This is a genomic window from Paenibacillus sp. sptzw28, assembly GCF_019550795.1.
Lineage (GTDB): Bacteria > Bacillota > Bacilli > Paenibacillales > Paenibacillaceae > Paenibacillus_Z.
Genome location: NZ_CP080545.1, coordinates 2,144,550 through 2,166,112, shown reverse-complemented (window position 1 = coordinate 2,166,112; position 21,563 = coordinate 2,144,550). Strand labels below are relative to the sequence as shown.

The window sequence follows — 21,563 nt, the reverse complement described above, 5'->3', positions numbered from 1 at the left end:
CAATTAAAAAGCTCCTTGCGCGAACAGAACGTTCGGCAAAGAGCCATATCTTCTTAGACAATAATCGATCTCTTGTCAATGCGGAATTTTGATCACAAACGTAACCGAGTCCGGCTCGTCAAGCGTCATTCTGATAATCCCTTTATACCGATCGACAAGCGACTTGACAATAGCAAGCCCAAGCCCTGAATGCTTCGCATCCTTTGTGCTGTATCCCGACTCGAAGAGCGGTTTTCCTTCCAGCGCCTTCAGATCGCTGCACATGTTGTTGACTGAAAACTCCAGAAACCCTGAATGCTGCCCGATCGTGACGGTGACTTTACGTTTGTCTTCCGGGTAATTCATCACTTCATCAAACGCATTGTCAATCAAATTACCGAGCATTCTCGTCAAGTCGAGTGATTTCACGCCAAGCGCAAGCTGGTTAATATCGCTGAATCTGGTCTCAAACTGGATTTTCATCGATTCCGCCTGAGATATTTTGGAACGGATCAGCGCCGCAATCGCAGGGTTTCCGATATTTATGATATCGTTCATCTCCCTGATTTCGCCGGTCAATTCGGCGGTATATGCTTTAAGCCCGTCCAGCTTGCCAAGCTCCGCCAGCGAATGTATCGTTTGGACATGATTCATGAAATCGTGCCGCTGCGCCCGAATGGAGTGAAACAGCTGATTGATTTCTTCGACATAGGTCTCCTGGGCGTTACCCACCAATTTATCCCGGGACTTGCGATATCCCGTCATCGTCAAATAAACAATGATGAAGCTTAGAAGCGTTACAAATGCGACGATTATGACGATGTTGTAAAATTGCTTGTCCATGGTGTCCTGAATGGTTTGGTAATCTGCGACGAGCGTCAGAACATAACGGTTAATCGGATTGCCGTTCTCGTCAACCATACTCGCAACTTTATTTTCGACCGACACCGGAATAAACAGCTTGAACACGTGCTTGCCGTTTATGGTGGTGTTGATCCACACATCTTGATTCGATTCGTTGGCCAGCTTCACATTCGCCTTATCGTCATCCTGTTTATACATATTCGACCCGTTAATAATGGGTTCCTGGGTAATATGCTTGAGCTTGTCGCCGTTATCGGTTATGGTCGTCTGCGATCCGACCGGGAACGTATTGGGGTTAATGACAGCGATTTCCAGCAGCGAATGGTTGGATTTCAGCGTTTGCGAAATGACCCGGTTCACGCCCGTTACTTCATCATATGCACGCTGCCTGCTTTCGTAGCTGATGTAAGGATCGATAATATAATTGGTTGCCCCGTCATAGTAATAGCCCCACTTATTAATTTTGCTTGTGTCGGTCGAGGCAAATTCAAACGGGCCGGTCCAGAAATTGGTGAGCGATTGTCCCCACTTCACCGTTACATTTTTCTCGTCGAAGAGCTGATTGAACGCTTGGTACCAAGGCTTCCAAGAGCTTGTTTTATAACCAAGTTCCTTCGGATCCGATGATTTATACAGCACAATATTATCCTCTGTCCGCTTTAGCAGCGTAATATCTACCATATCGAGCTTCTCTCTGAGCTCTACCAGTTGAGGATTGGTGACTTTCTCGATATCGGGATTCAGGGCAAACTGGGTTGCAATTGACGCTGCGCGAAGCTCACGCCCGATTTGCTCCTGATACTTTTCCGCTCCGTTTCTGGATAACTCTATGGATATTTCAATCTGTTTTGCCACCGATTGGAGCTCATGCCGCAGGCGGTCCTCAAGCGTTTTTTTTGTTGTAAAGTAATATATGGTGTTGTTCACACCGAGTAAGGCGGCAACCAATACGATTGCCAACAGCCAGACATTTCGCCGCATTCCGTTATACTCCCCGCTCCCATTTCCTTGTACACATCTCAATAGATTGCTCGTCCGAATTTACTGTAATTATGAATGAATTATGACCACAGGACAATGATAGACATTATATGGAAATCACCGAAACGAATAGCCGCCCCCTTGAACGAGGGCGGCATGGATGGTAGCGTGCATTCAGCAGGCTACGATTTAATGCGTTTCAGAAACGCGAGCAGCGCCCATTTGCGCTCTTGACGCTTCTTATACCGCGGAAGCGAGCGGTATATCGAGCCGCACTCCGTCAGCGCGTTTCGGGCTTCCGCTGTGCGGCCAAGCTGCGTGTACGTTTGCGCCAGCCTGTAATAGGCTTCACAAGAAGACGATTGTATAGCGCGAAATGATTCCAAATGCGCGATCGCGGCCTGCGGATTGTTCCGGGCATTCAGTGATGCCAGGCGCAAATACGGTGTTCCGTATTTAACCCGCGGATTGATCGACAGCGCGTTGTTGATGGCGGCTTCCGCCGCATCATGCTCGTGTAAGTGGGCCAGACAGTTGCCTAAGTCATCCCAGAATTCGGCCGAGTTCTCAAGCGGGTCCTGCAGCGGCATAAGCCATTCTTTCGCTTCTCTATACCGCTTCCGCTCGATAAGCAATCTCGCCAGCTCATATTTGGCTGGTATGTCATTCGGATTCATATACACCTGCTGCCTAAGGCGCCTGATTGCGCCGAGCCGTTTGAGAGGCTTGACGAAGCTAGGTGTAATACCGACAAACCTGCGGTCAAGCACATAGAACAGCACCAGTATCACGATTATTGCCAGAAAAGGATTGCCGAGGAGCCGCCAAAGTAGAAGGAAACCTAATATTTTAAACATAGTGCCTCCTGCTGTATCATCTTCGTTGTTTAATATAAATACTTCAATTATTGTACACCAAACCGGCATCGGAATCATCTCTTTTTAACCGGTGCAAGTCCTTGTTTGCTTCCTGTCTTGGTTAAGACTTACAATGGAATGAAAGCGCCTGGGAACGGATGGTGAGTTCGAAGATGGAACAATTGCGGCAGGAACTGCCGGGATGGGTTGAAGCAAGCAGGTTAAAAGCGAAAGAAGGCCGTGTGGCGGCCTATATACCAGAGCTGGCAAAAGCGCCTGCCGAAGCGCTTGGGGTGACCGTGATCGGCCCGGACGGCGAAATGGTGTCAGCCGGGGAAACCTCTCTGCCCTTTACGATGCAGAGCATCTCAAAGGTTTTCACACTGCTGCTGGCTTTTATGGATAACGGTGAGGAAGGCGTATTTGCGAAGGTCGGCATGGAGCCGACGGGTGATGATTTCAATTCGATGCTCAAGCTCGAGCTCGTCGAGCCGGGAAAGCCGTTCAACCCTCTCATCAATGCCGGAGCCATCGCAGTGGCATCACTTATACACGGTTCTACCTCTTCGGAGAAGACGGAACGAATTTTGCGTTTTTTTGGTGAAGCGGCCGGCGGTGAACGGCTCGGCTACAACGAAGCCGTATACCGGTCGGAATCTGCGACAGCGCATCGCAACCGGTCTCTGGCTTATTTTCTGAAGGACAATGAGGTGCTTGGCGAAGAAATCGATGTCGAGGATGTTCTCGATGTTTATTTCAAGCAATGCGCCGTGGAAGTTACTTGCGGGCAGCTTGCGCGAATGGCGCTTTTACTGGCTTTCGACGGTACTGATCCGCTGACCGGGAAGGAGCTGATTCCCCGCCGTTATGTGCAGATTGCCAAGACGTTCATGATTACGTGCGGAATGTATAATGCTTCCGGCGAGTTCGCGATTCGCGCCGGCATTCCGGCCAAGAGCGGCGTTTCCGGAGGCATCCTCGCTCTCGTGCCGGGACGGTTTGGCATTGGCGTAGTCGGCCCGGCACTTGGCAGCAAAGGTAACAGTACAGGCGGAGTTCATTTGCTTGAGACAATGTCCTCAGCCTTCGATTGGTCGATATTCTGATTATTCCTCTATCCAGAATCTCATTCGGTGCAAAACAAAAGAGCTGCCTGCAAACTCGCCCTGAAGCGAAATTGCCGGCAGCTCTTTAACCGTCCCATGTCTCATATTAGTGCTCTTTCCTTTGCGCTATCCGCACAAGCATGTGAGCGAGTTTATGTCTCTCGTCTTCACGGCCTACCTTCCACAGCTCGCGCAGCAGCTGCTCCTCCGCATTGCGCGGTTCCTCATGCCGGGCAAGATAATCGGCAACCTTCTGAGCGGTTATGGCCATCTGTTCTTCGTTCAACCCTATCGCTTCGGCCATTCTGATCCGTCTGGCAAGATAAGAGCGGAAGCCCTCGAAATCCTGAAGGATTTTATCTTTGTCGCTTGAATCCAGCCTGTCCATCACATCCGCGATTTTCTCCGTTTGCAACTCACCGTCTTTAAGAACAGCATGATATTGTTCTGACATTCGATTCGCCTCCTAAGAGTTCTGCTTTCGCAAAACTGGCTTCGTAAGCATAAACTCAGTTTTCTTCGAGACTTCCGGGTTAACCTTCATGGCAAGCGAAGAACCCGCCTCGAAAGCTTAACCTGAAGTTTTATGTCACATATATTACTTAACTTTCCCGAAGGCGAATGAATCAGAAAATGCCGTTATTTCGACTGTCCTTTATTCCAATCGCTTAGAAACTTCTCGATACCGATGTCGGTAAGGGGATGCTTCCACAGCTGCGGAAGAAGCGAACCCGGAATGGTTGCGATATGAGAGCCGGCGAGAGCCGCTTTCTCCGCATGTCCGATATGGCGGATGCTGGCCGCAATAATTTCCGTCGTAAATCCGTAGTTATCCAGAATGGTCCGCAAATCGCGTACGAGCTGCATACCGTCTGCTCCGATATCGTCCAATCGTCCGATAAACGGACTGATGAAGGTTGCGCCCGCTTTGGCCGCCATCAATCCTTGGGCCGCGGAGAAAATAAGCGTCACGTTCGTTTTGATGCCTTTGTTATACAGTTCATTGCAAGCATACAAGCCGTCCTCGGTCATCGGCAGCTTAACGACCACATTAGGCGCCCAAGCGGCCAGTTCTACCGCTTCCTTGAGCATGTCCTCGGCCTTCGTTCCGATAACCTCCGCGCTGACCGGACCACTTACGATCGTGCAGATTTCCTGGATCACTTCCTTGAAATTACGGCCTTCCTTGGCAATCAGCGACGGATTTGTCGTAATTCCGTCGACAAGCCCAAGGCGCGCGACCCTTTTGATTTCCTCCACATTTGCGGTATCAAGAAAAAATTTCATATGCATTGTCCTCCCTATATTCCTGCAAAGTCATTGTGCCATCAGCTGGCGATCTGTTTCGACGATTGACCGAAAAACAATTCAATTTCGCGCGCAGCACTCTCACTTGAATCCGAGCCGTGAATTATATTGCTTGCCACATCGCATGCGAAGTCGCCCCGAATTGTTCCTGCGGCTGCATCCACAGGATTGGTCTTGCCGATTAAAGCTCTTGCGATCTGAACGGCGTTCGGGCCTTCCCATACCATTGCAAATACCGGACCGGACGTAATGAATTCCACAAGCTCGCCGAAGAAAGGCTTCTCAAGATGCTCCCGGTAATGCTGCTCAGCCAGATTCCTGTCGAGCGCTCTTAACTCAGCATGGGCCAGCTTAAGTCCTTTATGCTCGAATCTTGAGACGATCATACCGATTAAATTACGCTGCACCCCGTCCGGCTTCACCATGATAAATGTCTGTTCCATTGTCATTTACCCCTTTCCCGCATATGCGACGCTATCCGCTTCGGCTAACGTTTAAGTTCCGACAAAAGCGGTTTGTTCGGCAAGTAATGCAGCGATTTGATATACCGGATCGTCCGGGTTTTGGCCCGCATGACGATTGAATCCGTCTCTGCACGCTGATCGGGCAGCAAGCGCACTCCCCCAAGAAATTCGCCTGGCGTAATACCGGTGGCTGCAAAGATGACGTCCCCGGTACCGATCATATCTTCCATTCGAAGCAGCTTCCGCGGATCGGTGAGCCCCATTTCGACACAGCGCTGGGCTTGCTCCTCATTCTCAGGCATTAATCTGCCCTGTATTTCGCCACCAAGGCATTTCAGCGCCGCAGCCGCGAGGACACCCTCAGGAGCGCCCCCGGAACCGACGTACAGGTCAATGCCGGCCTCGGCAAAGGCCGGTGCAATCGCCCCGGCAACGTCCCCGTCGGACAGTAATTTGATCCGAACACCGACCTCGCGCAGAGTACGAATGGTATCTTGGTGACGTTCGCGGTCAAGAATGATAACGGTCAAGTCCGAAATCTTCTTGCTCAGCGCGAGCGCGGCTTTCTCCATTGTCGTGCTGATCGGGTCATTGATGCTGAGCTTTCCTACAAGAGACGGCCCAACGGCCAGTTTTTCCATATACATGTCCGGTGCGTGGAGGAGATGACCTTTCGGTGCGACTGCTATTACGGCCAGCGCATTGTTCAGCCCTTTGGCTACCAGTTCCGTTCCTTCAAGCGGGTCGACGGCTACATCGACTTCGGGCCCCTGCATGCTCCCGACTGATTCGCCGATATAGAGCATCGGCGCTTCGTCCATCTCGCCCTCGCCAATGACAACCGTTCCCCGTATCGATACCGAATCGAGCATACCCCGCATTGCATTAGTGGCGGCTTCATCGGCATGATGCTTGTCTCCCCGGCCCATCCACGGCGCTGCGGCCAACGCGGCAAGCTCCGTCACCCTTACAATTTCCAATGCCAATTCCCGTTCCATACCGATCTCCTCCTCAGGTTCTTGTAATCAGGACATGTTCTGCAGCCACTGAATAATCGTCCCTGCCGTTTCTTCGATGGCTTTCTCAGTGACATCAATAACGGGACAGCGCAGCGACTTGAGAACGGTATCCGCGAACTCAAGCTCCGTATGTATCCGTTCCATCGATGCATATTGCGCTGAGAAAGGAAGCCCCATCGCCTTCAGCCGTTCCGTGCGAATCGCGGACAGCTTCTCCGGCTTCATCGTCAAACCGACTACCAGGCTTGCCGCCTTTTGCAGCTCCTGCGGAATTTTCACCTCCGGCATGAGCGGTAAATTGGCGACTCGTATTCCTTTATGAGCCAAATAAATGCTGAGCGGTGTTTTTGAGGTGCGCGACACGCCGACCAATACGACTTGTGCGAGAAGCAGACCACGCGTATCTTTCCCGTCATCATATTTCACCGCGAACTCGATGGCGTCAATCCGGCGGAAATAATCCTCGTCGAGCGTATGCAGCAGCCCGGGCTGACGCTTCGGGGAATCATTGAACGTATCAATGAACGCTTGCATCATCGGCCCAAGAACATCGATGGCCCGAACGCCCTTGCGAAGTGCTTCTTCCTTCATCGCCTCGCGAAGGTCCGGCTGTACGAGCGTATAAGCGATAAAACCTCTGCTTGCCGCTGCTTCACCCACGATTTGCCCGACTTCATCCTCCGTTTTAATTTGACTGAACCGTTTCAGCTTCACCTGCTCGGCGGCAAATTGCCGCATTGTCGCTCTCACGACCGCCTCGGCCGTTTCCCCTACCGCATCGGAGCAAATGTATATATTATGCGGCCCGTTCCCTATCTTCTCCAATTTATAAGCTCCTCCTAACCTGCCATTCAAGCATCCGATTCCGTCATCCAGCGGAGGATGTTCGTTTTGCTGATCCAGCCTATCACTTCAACTCGTTCTGACTTATTTTCCGGCTTCGAAACGACAGGAAGACCGTCCAACTCATGAATTAACATTTTGTTAACCGCCTCCAGCAGAGGCTGCTCGGGCAAGACGGCTGCGATTGCGGGCAGCCGGTTCATCGCCATGCTCACCGGAATGGCGGCAGCGTTCGGGTTGCCGAGCGTCACCTTCAGAAGATCCTTCGGGGTTACGACACCGACAAAACGCTGATTCTCGTCAATAACGGTCAGCGCCTCCGTGTTCCCGATAAACAGGGTAATGACGGCATCATGGACGGATACTGTCTCCGAAACGTTGACAGGCATACCCTGCACATCTTTAACAAATGCGCCCTCCCACCGTTTAAGCGCAAGCTCCCTGCCGGATCCCCCTTCCCCTGGAAAATACCCGACTTTAGGCTTCGCCTCCAGAAGCCGAAGCATGACGAGCAGCGACAGATCTGCTCTTAGCGTCGGCTTACCTGTTCCCATCATTTCGGCAAGCTGATCACCCGTTATCGGAGCATGTATCTTTACTAGCTTCAAAATCTCCATCTGTCGTTCAGACAATGTAATGAAAACCACTCCCTTATGTAGTAAAACTACCTTCTTCTACAAATAATGTATCATATTTAATATTTAATACACAACATATATCTTGTTTTATTAATATTAATTCATTGTGAGGGGAATATGAGCCCATATATTGAAACAGCGGCACTATTTCACATACCATATATAAAGGAGTGAACATCATGCCCAAGTACCGAATCATTGTCGATCTCTCAGACAAACAATTATATTTACTGGATGGCAACACTGTTGTGCGCGGCTTCCCGGTCGGCATCGGCAAAATGCTCACACAGACGCCCTCCGGCGAATTCACTATCATCAACAAGCAGGAGAATCCAGGGGGGCCGTACGGGGCGTTCTGGCTGGGATTATCAAAACCTCATTATGGCATTCACGGTACAAACGATCCTTCCTCGATCGGAAGGCGGGTTTCACGGGGCTGTGTCCGGATGTACAATAACGATGTTGTAACTCTCGCGAACCTGGTGCCTATTCGAACACGCGTTACGATTCGGCCATAAGAGACGGTATATTTTCGGGACAAGCTGTGGTACGATTTGCGGGTATATATAACCTAATGGACGAGGTGCCTCTTGAAACAACAAAATCCGCTATTACTATGCGTAGTTGGGGTCTTTTTTATCATCTTTGGCGTGATCGACATCATATTCCTGAACAAAATAATAGGCTTGGCGCTGACGGTGGCAGGAGTTGCGTTCGGAGTAAATGGCCTGCGACGCTGGTAGAAGTTAAAGCGATAACAGCCAGGTCTCTGCTGAGTTGAATAGCGTCAGCTTGAATACAAGTTCCCGTACACGGGAGCTTTTTTGTTGTCCCGATGATAATTTTCCGGACATACATATCCACCTTATGTATTTTTATTCATAAATGTACCGATACTAATTCCGGTTCAAAACAAAAATAAATCAAAAATAGAGGGTGATTAAATGGAATACAAAACAGCCGACCTCTCTTCAGAGGCTTTAAAGCAGCTTCGGCAGTATGAGCAAGATTTGTCAACTGACACAGGTAAAAATATTGTACTGGTTGCATATACACAGCCGGAAAACGAAATGGCGGATGAACCCGATGCAGACCATTAAACATTACATGACTTGAGTTCCACGATTGTAAATCAAAGGAATGGAATAGTTCCAATTTCACTTGTAATGATACAAAATGTATCATATTATTTCACTAGTCATCCAGAAATGTGTATTGGCTAACTTTGGGGAGGAAGATGGAATATTATTTATTTTAGAATGATATAAGAGGGGGAGCCCATGAGCGAAAAAAGATCGGAAGAAATGATTTTTATAAGAGTGATAGCCTGTTTAAGCATTGTTCTGCTGCATTCTATTGAAGAGTTCAGAAAAAGAGTATCCGACATTGACAATTATAAAACTCTTGCTGAAACAATAGTTGTTATTCTGAAGTTTGGCACCCCGGCTTTTGTCTTTATTTCGATATTTCTGCTTGCGTATAATTATAAAAAGTCGCTTCCGGTCGGTTTTTTTCAAAAAAGAATAAAGTACATACTTATACCCTATGTATCAATGGCATTTTTCTTCGGTATCGTTTTCCATATTTATGGTACGGAGAATAGATCGGTGAAGTCTTACACATTTCATAATTTGTTCTATGGAGGGTATCACGGTTATTTTCTTTTAATCATCTTTCAGTTCTTCGCACTGTATTGGCTGTGGACCAAATATCCAATTGGTTACAAGAAGCTTTTGTCTTTCTCATTCCTCATTAATATTTTGTATCTCGCAGTTTTCAATCTCGTTGATTCGCCGAAATTCACTCCATTTTTAGATATATCAGGTGATTTGCTGTGGTACAGATTATCATGGATACCTTTTCCCGGATGGCTTGCCTATTTTGCTGTAGCGGTATGGATGGGAAATAATTATGAGCAAATCCAACGTTTTCTTGTGAGTCATAAAATTGCGGTTCTGACGGCACCCATTATCACCGGCGCACTGGTCGCATGTCTGTACAACTTTGACGTGATTACGCTTAACAGTTCCAAAAGAATCGATATGATACCCTTTACACTTAGTATGATCCTGGCCCTTTTATATCTGTTCAAAGACCGTAAAGCATCAAGAATTTGGTTAGTCATTAACAACTATTCGTTCAGTATATATTTTCTTCACGTTTTTTATGTCGTTGTTCTAACTGATCTATGCGCTCGCTTTAAAATAACTAACTTCACAATCATTGCAGCCCTATTTGTAGCAAGTACCGTTTTATCAATATGGTCTTCATGGTTATTGAATAAATTCAGTTTTGGAAAGTACATCGTCGGCAGAGTGAATACAATAAAATCAAAAAAATCCAATCGAAAAATTACTCGTACCAGCTATGAATCCGCATAATTAACGGCATCACGTATTATTTCGAATGAGGCGCAGAATGAGCTGCGCCTCATTTCTTTCTTTTCCTTTACATTCACATCTCTTCCTTGACTCTTATGACCGGTTTGTCCGGCATCTCTTCTTCTCTGCTGTTTCCTGCAACTGCAAGGAGTAAACCTAAATGGATCCAAAACATCGATAGGGTATGGCCGGGCGTGAAATTGAAACTGAATAAATATAACAAGGCCCCGGACAGCAAAGCTGTAATCATAATTTTTCTTTGCTTGTCCCGGGTTCTTTTAATGCCACGTACCCCCTTTATCATGATGCTCAAGATGACTAGGAAGAATATGATGCAGCCTACTATCCCGGTGTCGTGGTAAATAAACAAATACATGTTCGAGATCCATGCCGTGCTACCGTATACCTTAATCGAATAGTAACCTTTACCCAGCAGCTCATGACCTTGAACATCATCCAGGGCAGAGTTGAATTGTTGGACGCGATATCCTCCGGTGCCGCTGGTATGGTCAAATAGATGACTTAACTTTGAGATGAACAGACCGTTTTCTCCCGAAACATGATCAAACTGATTCTGAATAAGAAGAAACGACGGTACAACGATAAGCGTTAAAGTTACTGCTAAGCGAACGACTGTTTTGGGGTTTAAGAAGCTCCTAAAGTTATAGACTGCCATCACCGCCAACGCAAGAGCAAAACCGATCCAAGCCGACCTCGTCCAACTAAAAACCAGTCCGACGAATAAAATAATTGAAGCCAAGTACCATAGCCTAACATGAGCAACCATCTTATTGATGAGCAGGGCAAGGCAAAGAATGAGACCGACCGCAACAAAAGCGCCAAATAGATTCGCTTCAATGAATGTGCCCTTCAAAGTGACGGATTCCGCACCTTGGCCAAACATTAGCCCGCCGAGAATCGAACCGTTTAACCGATACGCCGTAAAACTGGCCAGACCGTAAATAGTTTGCAGTACACTGATGAGCACATATACTTTAATCAGACTTAATTGGGATTGAAAGTCGTAATTTCTAAGCTGCAGCATTACAACAAGTCCGAGAAAAGCAATGGTGATTTGTATCATTCCGTGCACGGATTGGTCAAAAACTGGGCTATATCGAGATGATACATAGTAGCTATAAGCTATGAATATAATAAAGCAGGCCACTTCGCTGCTTAAAAACATTTTCCCGCGTTTATATGTAACAAACAGGAAAATTGCTGCAATACTCAATAATATCGATGCGTTTTCCAGCTTTAAGAGCGGTGATGCTATATTTAATCCATTCATAGTAGATGCGAAAAGCACAAAAACAAGCGTTATCTTAAAATTGCTGATCAAGTACAATAAAACAATTCCGCAAGCCGCAATCGGAGCAAGTAACCAGTTGAAGGTGATCGCATATGAAACGACTATAATTGCTAAAGTCAACATCAAGGTAGTAGAGCGTTTTAAAACTAAATACCCTCCAAATTGCAAATATATAACCCCCTGCCCAAATTGCTCTATATTTCTCTAAACCGATACTTTCAAATTTACTTCCCGAATCTTCGGAGGATTATTTGCTTTCCCCGGTTTGAGCTTCAAGGCGTTCTTTTCAAGTACATGCCATGAGAAAATCGAGCATAGCAGTGTCAATGGTAAGGCTAATAAAAATTCGGTGTACGGATTGATATTAGGATATAAATACATAGTGATTGTTTGTTGGATTGGAAAGGCAAATATATACAGGCCATAAGAAAAATCTCCATACTTAGATGAGTTGTTTAATTTGATGCTTGGATTGAACACCAGGTAAATAATTAAATAAGTTCCAAATACAATTAGCCCATCTTTGACTCCGCCAGTAAACGTCAACACCGCCAATATGACAAATGATATCGATGCATAGTAATGATTAATTGCAATTTTGTCCCTGAATAAAAAACATAACATACCGGCCGAAAAGTATTGCAAGAAGTAGGCGGTGTGCTTAATGAGGTCTATCCCGAGCGTAAATCCCAGCGGAATATTGTAGATTATTATGGAGGCGATAAGCAATAGAAGCGCGAACGGTTTATTCAATATTTTCAGAACACCCATAAAAGCTACAACCAGATAACATATAAATTCATATTCAAGCGTCCATAAAGAACCATTGACCACACCCTCATGAACATTAGTCTCAAATACAGAAGGCAATCCGGGGGTATCACCAAATTGGTGCAGAAAAATGGTGGTCAGATATGTGTATGTCTCAGGATTTGAGAAGTAAGCTTGTACCGAGCCGGTGGAAACAATCGGCCCCAAAATAAACACAGTCGCCAATATGAGAAAAAGTAACGCAGGAAATATCCTTAATACGCGTGCAATCAGGAATTTTCTAAGGTTCTGACTATATACAAAGCTTTGAGTGATTAAAAAACCGCTTACGACAAAAAAGATCATAACGGACAAATTCCCCAGTGTAATCTGTCCACCAGATAGAATCATTAAAGGCTCTTCAGCATTCTCAGATGGTAAAGTTAATGGAAAACAATGAGAAAAAATAACCAATGAAGCGGCCATAAGCCTAATAAAATCAAAATTGTTTTTCCTTCGATCAACAAGACAGCTTTCAATTGTTTTTGCCATATTACTCCCTCCTTCGTGGAAATTTTAAGTCACATGTTGAAGTTTGCCTTTTAATTTGAAGCCAAAGAAGTTAATGCATCCCGAAGGACAATAATGATCGTCCGACTCAACAGTAGTTCCCATAATAACAGCAAAATTTTCGTCATCCTGATCTCTTTTAACTCGCCAAAGCGTCTTACACTTTGGGCATTTGAAAGTATCTTCAGAATCGCAGGACTCGTTTATCATGATGGATTCAGCCCTTCCTCTCATTAACGTCTGATGCGATTAATTTGAATTTATTTGTAAGACTTTTGTCGCTAATTTACGCTCAACGGTTATTTACACCTTAAAACTAAATTCCTATTTAAAATGCATACACATCCCTTACAGCATCCGTATTAAACATATATTTTCATATGAGGAAATAATATGATACTTTATGTAACATTGCAAGTCTTTTTCGTTACTTTTGAACCATGCTCATTTATCGACAAAAGCCGCGGAATTATCCATTAAGTTGTCGAATTCCTATTTTTCGTTGCGAAGAATCCAATTTAAGCCATATGTTTTCATTATAAGGAAATAATATGATACATTTAGTATCATTTCAAGTCTACTTTTATGACTAATGTACTAATGAATCTAACAATATCCGATAGAAAGAAAGGTCAGATCTGAATAATGGTTTGTCCGCACAAAAAAAACACCCCGGAGGGTGCTTGTTTTAACTGAAGCCGATCGACTTGTACGTCTCTTTATTTGCCTCGGTTATTTCAACTCGTGTTACATTATTCAAATTGATCAACTTGCCCTTAATACCGAACCATCCATTGTCAGCTTCAGTGATTTGAGTGGTAATGTCTGTATATTCCTCGGCTTCAATATCAAACGATTCCGAATCGCCACCAACGAATTTAAACCATACATTAAATTTCTTCACCTCATCACCTCCCAAAAACCTCTTTCGACGCAGCAAAGGAAATTCCTTTTTATCTTAAGATTTCCGCCAGTAGTTCTGCAAATAAAACCGAACCTATTATAACGGCTGCAGACAGAACAGAAGTTACCGCTTTCATTTTCCCGCTCATAAAATTCGTTGCAGCCCGTCTTGCTCTCTCACTTCCCTTATTCCCAATTATCAGAATAATAAACACGAAAACATATGGTGGAAGCGATATGTTGAAAAAGCTTACTATCGGAAATGTAGTCCAAAAGGCAGCAATTGCTGTCGCTAAAGGGGTTTTGCGAATCGCTGCTTGCTTGAAAACATACTGTGTCATTGAGATAAAGAGCAAGCCAAACACAATTAAGCCAAGAATGCCGAATTGAGCCCCGACAGCCAGATACATGTTGTCCACATAATTGAAACCGAACCCCTGCGTAAGTCCTGTGCCGAACAATGCCGTATATATGTCACTGCTTAACCATTTCCGCATGATTCCGTCCCATTCGGTGACTCTCGATGTATGTGTATAAATATCAAATATATCCAGCTGCCCGAATAAACCTGATATAATCGGCGCCAATTTCATAACAGCGAAACCGGCAAGCGCATTAATAACCATTAGGATGTAACCGGCTGAGCCGCTGCTTCTATTCTTAGATAAAATCAGGGCAGCTATCAAGGCGGACCCTATCTCCAAATAAGTATTTCGGGTCAGCGTTGAATAACCCGCAAATATAACAATCGCAATCAGAATGAATTTCCAGAACTTTCGCATCGGCATCAGGAGAATAAGCGCCCCCGCAACTGCTATATAATGACCGAAGGAGTACCCCGATTCAAATAAAGAGAATGCCCGTTGGTTTCCTTGGAAGCTGGACGAATATACTTTAAAGGATGAGTCATTTGAAACGACGGGGAGCAGCGGCTCATTTAAGAGAAATTGTACAATTCCCAGAGCCGCCAGAATTACAAATAGAGATATCAGTATTCCTGCAATTTGTTTCTCTTGTAAGCTGTTGCGTAAATGCAAGACCAACGGAATGGTGAAGATGAAGAAATAAACCGAGAGGATAGATGCGACCAAGGTTATGGAATCAATCGTATCGGGGGAAGGCAGCAGGGCGGTTTCAGCCATAATATATGCCGTGAATAAAAGCCAGGATAGCATTAGCGGCGTATAAAGCTCGATTTTACGCCTTAGTGTCAGCAGCAGACCGCCGAAGCCTAAGATAACCGCAATAGCTTTTACCACCGAAACGGGTATGACCATGCTGCCGTTGAAAAGAAACATTTGCAGCTGAGGTATGGATCCATTAACCATTAACGTCATAATCACTATAAAAAAGCAAAATGAAATCAGACTATTAGACGTGACTTGACCTTCCAAGGCATCAGTTTTCATTTTAGCGATACTCATCATGTACCCATCCCTCAAGGTTCGGATCTCTCTAATACCTCTATATATGCCAATATTTAGATATAATGCTTATAGAGTAAGAATTCCTTGTCAGGGAAAAGAAAAACACAGCCGCCCGTAGAGGCTGCTGTGTTCGGTGTAGTGATTATTGTTTCTTGCAGTACCGCCGTTACTGCTTCGGCGGAAGAAACTTGTTCTTACTGAAATTGGCTTTGAGAATGAGCTCCCGTTCCGTCGGTTCCGTCGCTTTCGCCGCTGCACGGTTCGCATCGCTGGTCATGACGTCATTGTATTCGACATCCCAGCCGTGCCATTCCTTATATGCATGATAGGTCCAGCTCCACCCGTGCTGCTCGAAAATGTCAATCAAGTCGAGGGTATATTGTGCTGCGCCTGGAGCCCAGCGGATCGCGCTGAATTCCCCGACGTAAATCGGGACGTGATATTTGTTCTGAAAATCAATTACAGGCTGTAAATCGCGAAGCAGCCTGTTTTTATCCCATTTTTCACCGTTTATGACGCCCGGATAGGTGGATTTGTCGGGCCATTCCGTCGTGACCGGCGCCTTATTGAAGGTTGAAAGTCCTTGGTGCGTGTAGCTCAGAGGGTTATACATATGAACGCTATAAATCACTTTGTCATCGTTAAGGAGCTGAAAATATCCCTTTCGCTGCCATTTCCGGTTCTCGATGAACGCTCTCGTAAGTGCGCCGGGACTGGCTTCGTAAATAACCGGAGTTTGCTTGTCGTATATTCGGATTCCATCGACGATTTGCTGCGCCCAATCAGGCCATTTAACCGCGCCCAGTGGAAGCTCCGAAGCATTATAAGGCTCGTTTAAGAGATCGTAGCCCCAAATATTGTCGCGATATGGTTCGAACCGCTGTGCCATCTCTTTCCAACTGTCGATCAGGATTTGCAAATTGGCATCGTTGTTCCAAAAAGCATCCGAGGTTGTTTTCAGGCTTGCGTCGGCTATTGGAGGCTCATGCAAATCGATAATGACGTACATTCCTCCCCGAACGGCTTCCGTCAAAGCCATTTCCATATTATTCAGTTGATTTTCCCAAGCAACCTTGATGGAAACTCCCCTATTGGCGGCCTCCGTCCGGGGTGTCAGCTGCAGCCTGACGACATTGGCTCCGAATACATCCTTCACCCTTTGCAGATCACCGAAGGCACTCGTATTGAACCCCCTGACAATGGGCGGGTTAAACGCTGTCTTCAACATCTCGGCAGCCGGCAGCTCGTGCGAGGAGCCCTTCAGGGACAAAATAAGCAGCAGCGATATTATAACGTAGTATTTGTTCAGCACTCCTCTGATCATTAGTTTATGTAATCTCCCTATGAATAATAGTATGGGGCAGGTTCCGGTATTATCGCCTGTTGATTACCGATCTTCCGTATTGTATCCAAAGGAGTGATTCGTTGCAACCGTCCAGGCTTGAAGCGGCCCTGAAATGTTTTTTTAATGGAACTGTCACCTGTCACTCATATGCTTTTAAGGTTCCAAGCCTATAATCAAATCAATGACCCCCCTTTAATATAGATTTTCTTAGACCCGCAGTGATGCGGGTCACTTTTTTTGCGGTGCAATGGCAGACTTACTCAGCGTTATAATCGAATAAAATAGCTTATTCTGCGGAATATAATGTGGAAAGGAGGCATGTCCAATGCCCGAGCATAATCAAAGGAATGAACAAGATAATGCAACTCCGCAAACGGAGCAAAGAGTAAAAATTGTTGCTGAAATGCCTGAGGATCAAGAAATGCGCGATAACCTTGAGGAGCTTCAAGAGAATGACGGATATCCGGGGTCTTGCGGCCTGTAACCACAGAGGGAAGGCGGTCTTGGAATGGCGAAAGATAAAACCGATGAACAAGAACCGAACATCGCTCCTGGGATGAACACAAATGATTCTCTGGAGGAAAAACCGAGCGAAGAAGAAGTAAGGCGCGGTGAAATTACGGAGGTCACCCGTCTTTATCTTGATCGGACTCCGCAGGATTAGAGCCGGACTTCATACGTTTGGAAATAAACATGTTCTTGCAGCCGCCAAAAGCCTTCTTGCCGGATTCCACAGACGGATGCCGGCAAGAAGGCTCTTACTGCTTGAATGTGGCTGCAGCATCCACAAACCGCAGTTAAATACGGTGTTTACCTCTCAATCGTCAAAACGCTGAGTATTTTCGTCACGACTCTTCTCAGACTTCACGTTTTTGACAGGTATCCCTTCTGTTGCGTCCTCCATTGCCAACTCTTCCGCCGTTACCGTTTTCTCTAAATTACCTACGCCTTTACTTGTTGCTTCATCCACAAAAATCACCTCCTGTTAAAGTTGACCTTAGTTTTCCCAAATGAAGGGCCAGTATGTCGACCTAAATCAATTCTACCGGCCGAACAACAATTCCAGGATCTTTTCTTCAGCTTGTCGATTGATGCCTTTGTAAGGATAACAATGAATATGAATCGCAGGATTGAAATTGATTTCAATAATGCTGTAGTTGGTTTCATTGGCTTCTTCACCGATATCACTGATCATCATGTCCACGCCGCAAAATGTTGCCCTGGCAGCTTGGGCTGATCGCACGGCAATTTGCTTATAACTGCCGGGAATATCGTCTGTGAAATCAATGCTGTCTCCTCCTGTGCTAATGTTAGAGTTCTCCCTGAGAAATACGACTTCGCCATCTTGCGGAATATTAGTAACACTCCTTGACTGATTCTTCAGAAACATTCTTTCCACATCACCGAGATGGATGCGTTCAAGGGGCGTTTTATACCCTTTCCCCCTTAACGGGTCTTGGTTTTTCTTCTCAATAAGCTGCTCAATCGTATGAATGCCATCCCCTATGACATTGGCCGGCACTCGATGAAGCACACCAACAACCTCATCCCCCATGACAAGGAATCGATATTCCTTACCGGATACGAATTCCTCAATCAATACCGACTGATCATGAGAAAACGCCATCTCCAAGGCTTGCGCATACTCCTCTTGGGAATAGGAATCCTTAAAGATGGTAATGCCAAGGCCAAAGTTCGTCGACTTCGGCTTAATCACGATGGAGTTGCCCAGATGCCACGCAAAGTCGTTCATCGCATCATCGATATTCCGATAAACGTTTCCCTTAGGCACGCGAATGCCATGCTTATTGAGAACTTTCTTCGTCACCACTTTGTTCTCCATAATGAGCACGGTGCTGTATGAATCCAGCGATGTTTTCGTGGCTTGTTTGACGTACTCTAGCCGATCCCCTTTCTTCAGAACGACAAAATTATCGTCGCGATCCAATATTGTGAAAGCAATGCCGCGTTTGATCGCCGCTTTGAGAAGCAGCTGTGTCGAGAGCTCCAGATCCTCGTAACCGACGAATTTATAACGGTTAGCGTGACTTTCGACGACGTACTGTTTCGCCTTGGACAGATGATAAGTAAGATACGATGATTCCTGGATTTCGGCTTTTACGATGTATGCAAAGTTTTGGTCCGAATTGCGAATCTTCCGCATTTCAAGCTCCAAGACTTCCATGTAACGTTGATCGCTTGGAATGAACGTCCTCGCGATTTGTTTCATCTCCCCGAACATGGCTTCCGCCTGCCCAGTGAATGTAAAGCTTGTGCCCTTGTCACTTTCAAACATCCCCATAAGACCGTTGATAATCACACTATCGTGGTTGAGATCGGCTTTCGCTTGCGCTTCATCGTCAAATGGTTGATCTTCAAGGAGAAGCATATAGACAAGGAACAAATGGATGAATCGCATCGTCTCCTGGCTGATTCCGATCTTCTTGAGCGGATTCAGGTCGATCATCCGAAGTTCCAAATAACCGATGCCGTTGCCAAGCAATTCTTGATAAAAGTCGTTACTTTTAGCTGCTGGTTTGAGGCGCACAGGGCTATAATACTCCCTCACACTGATTAACTCCTTGGCATCCACCAAAGTCATGATATCCCGAACGTATTCTTTCACAGACTGATAGGACACATGCAGTTGTTTCCTGTTGCGGTATCCGCAGATGCTGTTGCGAAGTGAGTTCATCGAAGAAAAGAAATGGCTTTCATCGTCGAAATGATCGCTCCATTTCACGCATTGCTCGTTGTAGGTTTTATTGAATACGGGACTTGCTCCTGTTAAATAGATCAGCAGCCAGCGGTATTTCAGTACATTGCGAGCGACTCTTAAATACAAGCCATCCTTGAAATCCTTATAACTGCCGTCGCTGTTTTGTGCACGATACAACTTCTTGATGAACTCCTCATCGAATGAAAAATTGTAATGGATCCCGCTTATAAGTTGTCTCTTCCGGCCGTATTTTTCCGCCAACTGCTGCCTGTACCGGTCTTCCTCGGGATTGTCCATCAGCGCGATCGGAATATCCTCGTCTTTGGGAAGTGCAGGCGGATTGCTGCTTGGCCACAGATACTCGCCCTGCAGCTCGAGGGAGACAATATCGTGAAGCGTCTCAAGGAAGTTGTGGGTGTCCTCGATCGAATCCAGCACAGGCGTCACCATTTCGATTTGGCTTTCCGAAAAATCCACTTTGATATAAGGGTTCTCTTGCTTGCTGCCAAAAGCTACGGGATGAGGGGTTAATGCAAGATGTCCCTCACTATCCACGCGATTGTTTTCTTTCTCAAGTCCGAATTTCCCCCGAAACAGGTCTTTCTGCAACCTGTTATCTTCTATTAACTTTGTCAACACAGGATCCAACATGTTTATCCACGCTCTCTCTCCTACCGAATTAAATGGCCAAATGACGCCACCTTCATAAAACTTGCATTTTGCAACTATATGAGAAAAAAATCACCCGATGGGGGTGGAACAGCATTGGCTCGATTTGGCCATGGCTTCGTTCAAGAGCTTAATGGAGCGAAGGACCGTTTCTTTTTCAAAATCGTTCATGTGAGAGAAAACTTCAGCTAAATAAGCGTTCATTTGCTGCTCAATTGTCGCCGCCACATATTTTCCTTCTGTCGTTAAAGAAAGGACATACACCCTCCGATCGCTGGGATCAGGCGCTTTTTTCACTAAACTCATTTTGATTAACGATTGAACTTGGCGGCTAAAGGTCGTGACATCGGTACCTAATGCCTCAGCTACCTGCTGCATGGAAGGATTACGCTGATGGTCAATCTCATACAGAATATGGCTTTGGACTAAGGATATCTCGCATCCACCGGCCGAACAGCAGTTTTTATTCAGAAATCCAAAACGCCGTGTCATGATTTGAAATAGTTCTCGGACGTTTTCCACTAAGGTCTCACCTCATGACATATTATAATCTAAATATTTGCAACTTGCAAATGATTTAATCGGGAAGATAGGTGTTGATTCTGTGGCAGCCTAAAGGTTTAAACATCGGATGGTCTGCCTCCGGCGTGCGGTGCTGGCGCTTGTCGGCGTTGTTAGTTTCCCCGATGTACGAAATGGTTCAGAGGTAATGATTCACTATTCAGCCGCCAACCGTAAGTAAAGAAACAGATAAATTAGCGGATCTGAAATCTTTTTTAATGGAACTGTCACCTGTCACTCATATTTATTTAAGGTTCCGAGCCTATAATTTAATCAATGACCCCCCTTTAATATAGATTTTCTTGGACCCGCAGCGATGCGGGTCACTTTTTTTGCAGTGCAATGGCAAACTTACTCAGAAAAAGATCGAATAAAATTGCTTATTTTGCGGAATATAATGTGGCAGGAGGCATGTCCAATGTCCGGGAACACGCGATTTAACATAAATTGACGGCTCTCTGCGGCCATCAAAAAGCCTTCCACCGTCGCTTCCATAATCGGAAGCCGGCAAGAAGGCTCTCAAGGTATGCCAGGAACATGTCAAATTTTTAATTCCCCAAGCTTGATCAGCTCGACAACCGCTTGTGAACGACCTTTGACATTCAACTTCTGCATCACATTAGAAATGTGGTTGCGCACGGTTTTTTCACTGATAAACAGCTGCTGTGCGATATCCCTGGTCGTTTTATCCTGTACCAGTAGTTCAAAAACCTCGCGTTCACGATGAGTTAATAAAAACTTGCTCTTCTGGTCGCTACCCTTCAATGTTTGTCACCCCTCCTTGCTCGGGTTTTTATGGTTTAACAAGGTTAAGGGATACAGTCAAATTATAGTATGATGGGGCATATGTAGTGGTGCGGTTCTTGT

23 protein-coding genes and 1 pseudogene are annotated in these 21,563 nt (G+C 45.8%); 7 read left to right on the top strand and 17 right to left on the bottom strand.

What is annotated here, in order from left to right; all coding sequences use genetic code 11:
* Positions 1–75: 75 nt before the first annotated feature.
* Both KZ483_RS09515 and KZ483_RS09510 read right to left on the bottom strand, forming a co-directional pair.
* A complete protein-coding gene (locus KZ483_RS09515; protein WP_220352404.1) occupies positions 76–1,824 on the bottom strand; it encodes a sensor histidine kinase in 1,749 nt (582 codons plus the stop codon).
* Between the two features lie 182 nt (positions 1,825–2,006).
* On the bottom strand, positions 2,007–2,681 hold the full coding sequence (locus KZ483_RS09510) for a tetratricopeptide repeat protein (protein WP_220352402.1): 675 nt from the start codon (positions 2,679–2,681) through the stop codon (positions 2,007–2,009).
* A 173-nt stretch (positions 2,682–2,854) separates the two neighbouring features.
* Here KZ483_RS09510 and glsA point away from each other — a divergent pair, with 173 nt between their 5' ends.
* Entirely contained in the window at positions 2,855–3,787 is a 933-nt protein-coding gene (gene glsA, locus KZ483_RS09505; RefSeq protein WP_397376165.1) for a glutaminase A, read from the top strand.
* 106 nt (positions 3,788–3,893) lie between these two features.
* Here the strand turns inward: glsA and KZ483_RS09500 are convergent, their stop codons facing one another.
* From KZ483_RS09500 to KZ483_RS09475, 6 genes are all read right to left on the bottom strand, one after another.
* A complete protein-coding gene (locus KZ483_RS09500; protein WP_220352398.1) occupies positions 3,894–4,241 on the bottom strand; it encodes a DUF3243 domain-containing protein in 348 nt (115 codons plus the stop codon).
* Positions 4,242–4,426: 185 nt separating this feature from the next.
* Positions 4,427–5,074: a fructose-6-phosphate aldolase gene (gene fsa / locus KZ483_RS09495; RefSeq protein WP_220352397.1), complete on the bottom strand. Its 648-nt coding sequence runs from the start codon at positions 5,072–5,074 to the stop codon at positions 4,427–4,429.
* A gap of 41 nt (positions 5,075–5,115) precedes the next feature.
* Positions 5,116–5,538, bottom strand: a complete 423-nt coding sequence (gene ndk / locus KZ483_RS09490; RefSeq protein WP_220352395.1) for a nucleoside-diphosphate kinase — start codon at positions 5,536–5,538, stop codon at positions 5,116–5,118.
* Between the two features lie 44 nt (positions 5,539–5,582).
* Positions 5,583–6,557, bottom strand: a complete 975-nt coding sequence (gene glpX, locus KZ483_RS09485) for a class II fructose-bisphosphatase (RefSeq protein ID WP_220352393.1) — start codon at positions 6,555–6,557, stop codon at positions 5,583–5,585.
* Positions 6,558–6,584: 27 nt separating this feature from the next.
* Positions 6,585–7,403 carry a pyruvate, water dikinase regulatory protein gene (locus KZ483_RS09480; RefSeq protein ID WP_258881619.1) on the bottom strand — a complete coding sequence of 273 codons (819 nt, stop codon included), beginning with the start codon at positions 7,401–7,403 and terminating at the stop codon, positions 6,585–6,587.
* Between the two features lie 26 nt (positions 7,404–7,429).
* Complete coding sequence (locus tag KZ483_RS09475) at positions 7,430–8,038, bottom strand: CBS domain-containing protein (RefSeq protein WP_220352392.1); 609 nt, start codon at positions 8,036–8,038, stop codon at positions 7,430–7,432.
* 200 nt (positions 8,039–8,238) lie between these two features.
* On the opposite strand from KZ483_RS09475, the gene KZ483_RS09470 reads away from it, so the two are divergent.
* The 3 genes from KZ483_RS09470 to KZ483_RS09460 all read left to right on the top strand — a co-directional run bounded on the left by KZ483_RS09470 (position 8,239) and on the right by KZ483_RS09460 (position 10,440).
* Positions 8,239–8,577 (top strand): L,D-transpeptidase, encoded by a 339-nt coding sequence (locus KZ483_RS09470; protein ID WP_220352390.1) that lies wholly within the window; start codon positions 8,239–8,241, stop codon positions 8,575–8,577.
* Positions 8,578–9,003: 426 nt separating this feature from the next.
* On the top strand, positions 9,004–9,159 hold the full coding sequence (locus KZ483_RS09465; protein WP_220352389.1) for a hypothetical protein: 156 nt from the start codon (positions 9,004–9,006) through the stop codon (positions 9,157–9,159).
* A gap of 180 nt (positions 9,160–9,339) precedes the next feature.
* Positions 9,340–10,440 carry an acyltransferase family protein gene (locus KZ483_RS09460; RefSeq protein ID WP_220352388.1) on the top strand — a complete coding sequence of 367 codons (1,101 nt, stop codon included), beginning with the start codon at positions 9,340–9,342 and terminating at the stop codon, positions 10,438–10,440.
* A 73-nt stretch (positions 10,441–10,513) separates the two neighbouring features.
* On the opposite strand, the gene KZ483_RS09455 is transcribed toward KZ483_RS09460, so the two are convergent.
* From KZ483_RS09455 to KZ483_RS09435, 5 genes are all read right to left on the bottom strand, one after another.
* Positions 10,514–11,920 (bottom strand): O-antigen ligase family protein, encoded by a 1,407-nt coding sequence (locus KZ483_RS09455; protein ID WP_220352386.1) that lies wholly within the window; start codon positions 11,918–11,920, stop codon positions 10,514–10,516.
* A 36-nt stretch (positions 11,921–11,956) separates the two neighbouring features.
* A complete protein-coding gene (locus KZ483_RS09450) occupies positions 11,957–13,054 on the bottom strand; it encodes an acyltransferase family protein (protein ID WP_220352385.1) in 1,098 nt (365 codons plus the stop codon).
* Positions 13,055–13,760: 706 nt separating this feature from the next.
* Positions 13,761–13,976 carry a hypothetical protein gene (locus KZ483_RS09445; RefSeq protein WP_220352384.1) on the bottom strand — a complete coding sequence of 72 codons (216 nt, stop codon included), beginning with the start codon at positions 13,974–13,976 and terminating at the stop codon, positions 13,761–13,763.
* A 49-nt stretch (positions 13,977–14,025) separates the two neighbouring features.
* Positions 14,026–15,318, bottom strand: a complete 1,293-nt coding sequence (locus tag KZ483_RS09440) for a hypothetical protein (RefSeq protein ID WP_220352383.1) — start codon at positions 15,316–15,318, stop codon at positions 14,026–14,028.
* A 250-nt stretch (positions 15,319–15,568) separates the two neighbouring features.
* Entirely contained in the window at positions 15,569–16,726 is a 1,158-nt protein-coding gene (locus KZ483_RS09435; RefSeq protein ID WP_220352382.1) for a glycoside hydrolase family 5 protein, read from the bottom strand.
* A 346-nt stretch (positions 16,727–17,072) separates the two neighbouring features.
* On the opposite strand from KZ483_RS09435, the gene KZ483_RS09430 reads away from it, so the two are divergent.
* Positions 17,073–17,231, top strand: a complete 159-nt coding sequence (locus tag KZ483_RS09430; protein ID WP_220352381.1) for a hypothetical protein — start codon at positions 17,073–17,075, stop codon at positions 17,229–17,231.
* 24 nt (positions 17,232–17,255) lie between these two features.
* Complete coding sequence (locus tag KZ483_RS09425; protein WP_220352380.1) at positions 17,256–17,411, top strand: hypothetical protein; 156 nt, start codon at positions 17,256–17,258, stop codon at positions 17,409–17,411.
* A 153-nt stretch (positions 17,412–17,564) separates the two neighbouring features.
* Here the strand turns inward: KZ483_RS09425 and KZ483_RS09420 are convergent, their stop codons facing one another.
* From KZ483_RS09420 to KZ483_RS09410, 3 genes are all read right to left on the bottom strand, one after another.
* On the bottom strand, positions 17,565–17,717 hold the full coding sequence (locus tag KZ483_RS09420) for a hypothetical protein (RefSeq protein WP_220352379.1): 153 nt from the start codon (positions 17,715–17,717) through the stop codon (positions 17,565–17,567).
* Positions 17,718–17,789: 72 nt separating this feature from the next.
* Positions 17,790–20,105 carry a bifunctional glutamate--cysteine ligase GshA/glutathione synthetase GshB gene (gshAB, locus tag KZ483_RS09415; protein WP_258881618.1) on the bottom strand — a complete coding sequence of 772 codons (2,316 nt, stop codon included), beginning with the start codon at positions 20,103–20,105 and terminating at the stop codon, positions 17,790–17,792.
* 102 nt (positions 20,106–20,207) lie between these two features.
* Positions 20,208–20,657 carry a MarR family winged helix-turn-helix transcriptional regulator gene (locus tag KZ483_RS09410; RefSeq protein WP_220352378.1) on the bottom strand — a complete coding sequence of 150 codons (450 nt, stop codon included), beginning with the start codon at positions 20,655–20,657 and terminating at the stop codon, positions 20,208–20,210.
* Positions 20,658–20,728: 71 nt separating this feature from the next.
* Between KZ483_RS09410 and KZ483_RS29100 the strand changes: the two are divergent.
* A pseudogene (locus KZ483_RS29100) lies at positions 20,729–20,832 on the top strand (ArsB/NhaD family transporter); the annotation flags it as partial.
* A gap of 404 nt (positions 20,833–21,236) precedes the next feature.
* Here KZ483_RS29100 and KZ483_RS09405 read toward each other — a convergent pair.
* Positions 21,237–21,461, bottom strand: coding sequence for a helix-turn-helix domain-containing protein (locus tag KZ483_RS09405; RefSeq protein WP_204819491.1), 225 nt, complete (start codon positions 21,459–21,461; stop codon positions 21,237–21,239).
* Positions 21,462–21,563 lie beyond the last annotated feature (102 nt).

What these genes read in the sequence shown, in the direction of transcription:
- KZ483_RS09515 (WP_220352404.1), bottom strand. Translation starts at nt 1,824, where the DNA reads ATGCGGCGAAATGTCTGGCTGTTGGCAATCGTATTGGTTGCCGCCTTA.
- KZ483_RS09510 (WP_220352402.1), bottom strand. Translation starts at nt 2,681, where the DNA reads ATGTTTAAAATATTAGGTTTCCTTCTACTTTGGCGGCTCCTCGGCAAT.
- glsA (WP_397376165.1), top strand. Translation starts at nt 2,855, where the DNA reads ATGGAACAATTGCGGCAGGAACTGCCGGGATGGGTTGAAGCAAGCAGG.
- KZ483_RS09500 (WP_220352398.1), bottom strand. Translation starts at nt 4,241, where the DNA reads ATGTCAGAACAATATCATGCTGTTCTTAAAGACGGTGAGTTGCAAACG.
- fsa (WP_220352397.1), bottom strand. Translation starts at nt 5,074, where the DNA reads ATGAAATTTTTTCTTGATACCGCAAATGTGGAGGAAATCAAAAGGGTC.
- ndk (WP_220352395.1), bottom strand. Translation starts at nt 5,538, where the DNA reads ATGGAACAGACATTTATCATGGTGAAGCCGGACGGGGTGCAGCGTAAT.
- glpX (WP_220352393.1), bottom strand. Translation starts at nt 6,557, where the DNA reads ATGGAACGGGAATTGGCATTGGAAATTGTAAGGGTGACGGAGCTTGCC.
- KZ483_RS09475 (WP_220352392.1), bottom strand. Translation starts at nt 8,038, where the DNA reads ATGGAGATTTTGAAGCTAGTAAAGATACATGCTCCGATAACGGGTGAT.
- KZ483_RS09470 (WP_220352390.1), top strand. Translation starts at nt 8,239, where the DNA reads ATGCCCAAGTACCGAATCATTGTCGATCTCTCAGACAAACAATTATAT.
- KZ483_RS09465 (WP_220352389.1), top strand. Translation starts at nt 9,004, where the DNA reads ATGGAATACAAAACAGCCGACCTCTCTTCAGAGGCTTTAAAGCAGCTT.
- KZ483_RS09460 (WP_220352388.1), top strand. Translation starts at nt 9,340, where the DNA reads ATGAGCGAAAAAAGATCGGAAGAAATGATTTTTATAAGAGTGATAGCC.
- KZ483_RS09450 (WP_220352385.1), bottom strand. Translation starts at nt 13,054, where the DNA reads ATGGCAAAAACAATTGAAAGCTGTCTTGTTGATCGAAGGAAAAACAAT.
- KZ483_RS09435 (WP_220352382.1), bottom strand. Translation starts at nt 16,726, where the DNA reads ATGATCAGAGGAGTGCTGAACAAATACTACGTTATAATATCGCTGCTG.
- KZ483_RS09430 (WP_220352381.1), top strand. Translation starts at nt 17,073, where the DNA reads ATGCCCGAGCATAATCAAAGGAATGAACAAGATAATGCAACTCCGCAA.
- KZ483_RS09425 (WP_220352380.1), top strand. Translation starts at nt 17,256, where the DNA reads ATGGCGAAAGATAAAACCGATGAACAAGAACCGAACATCGCTCCTGGG.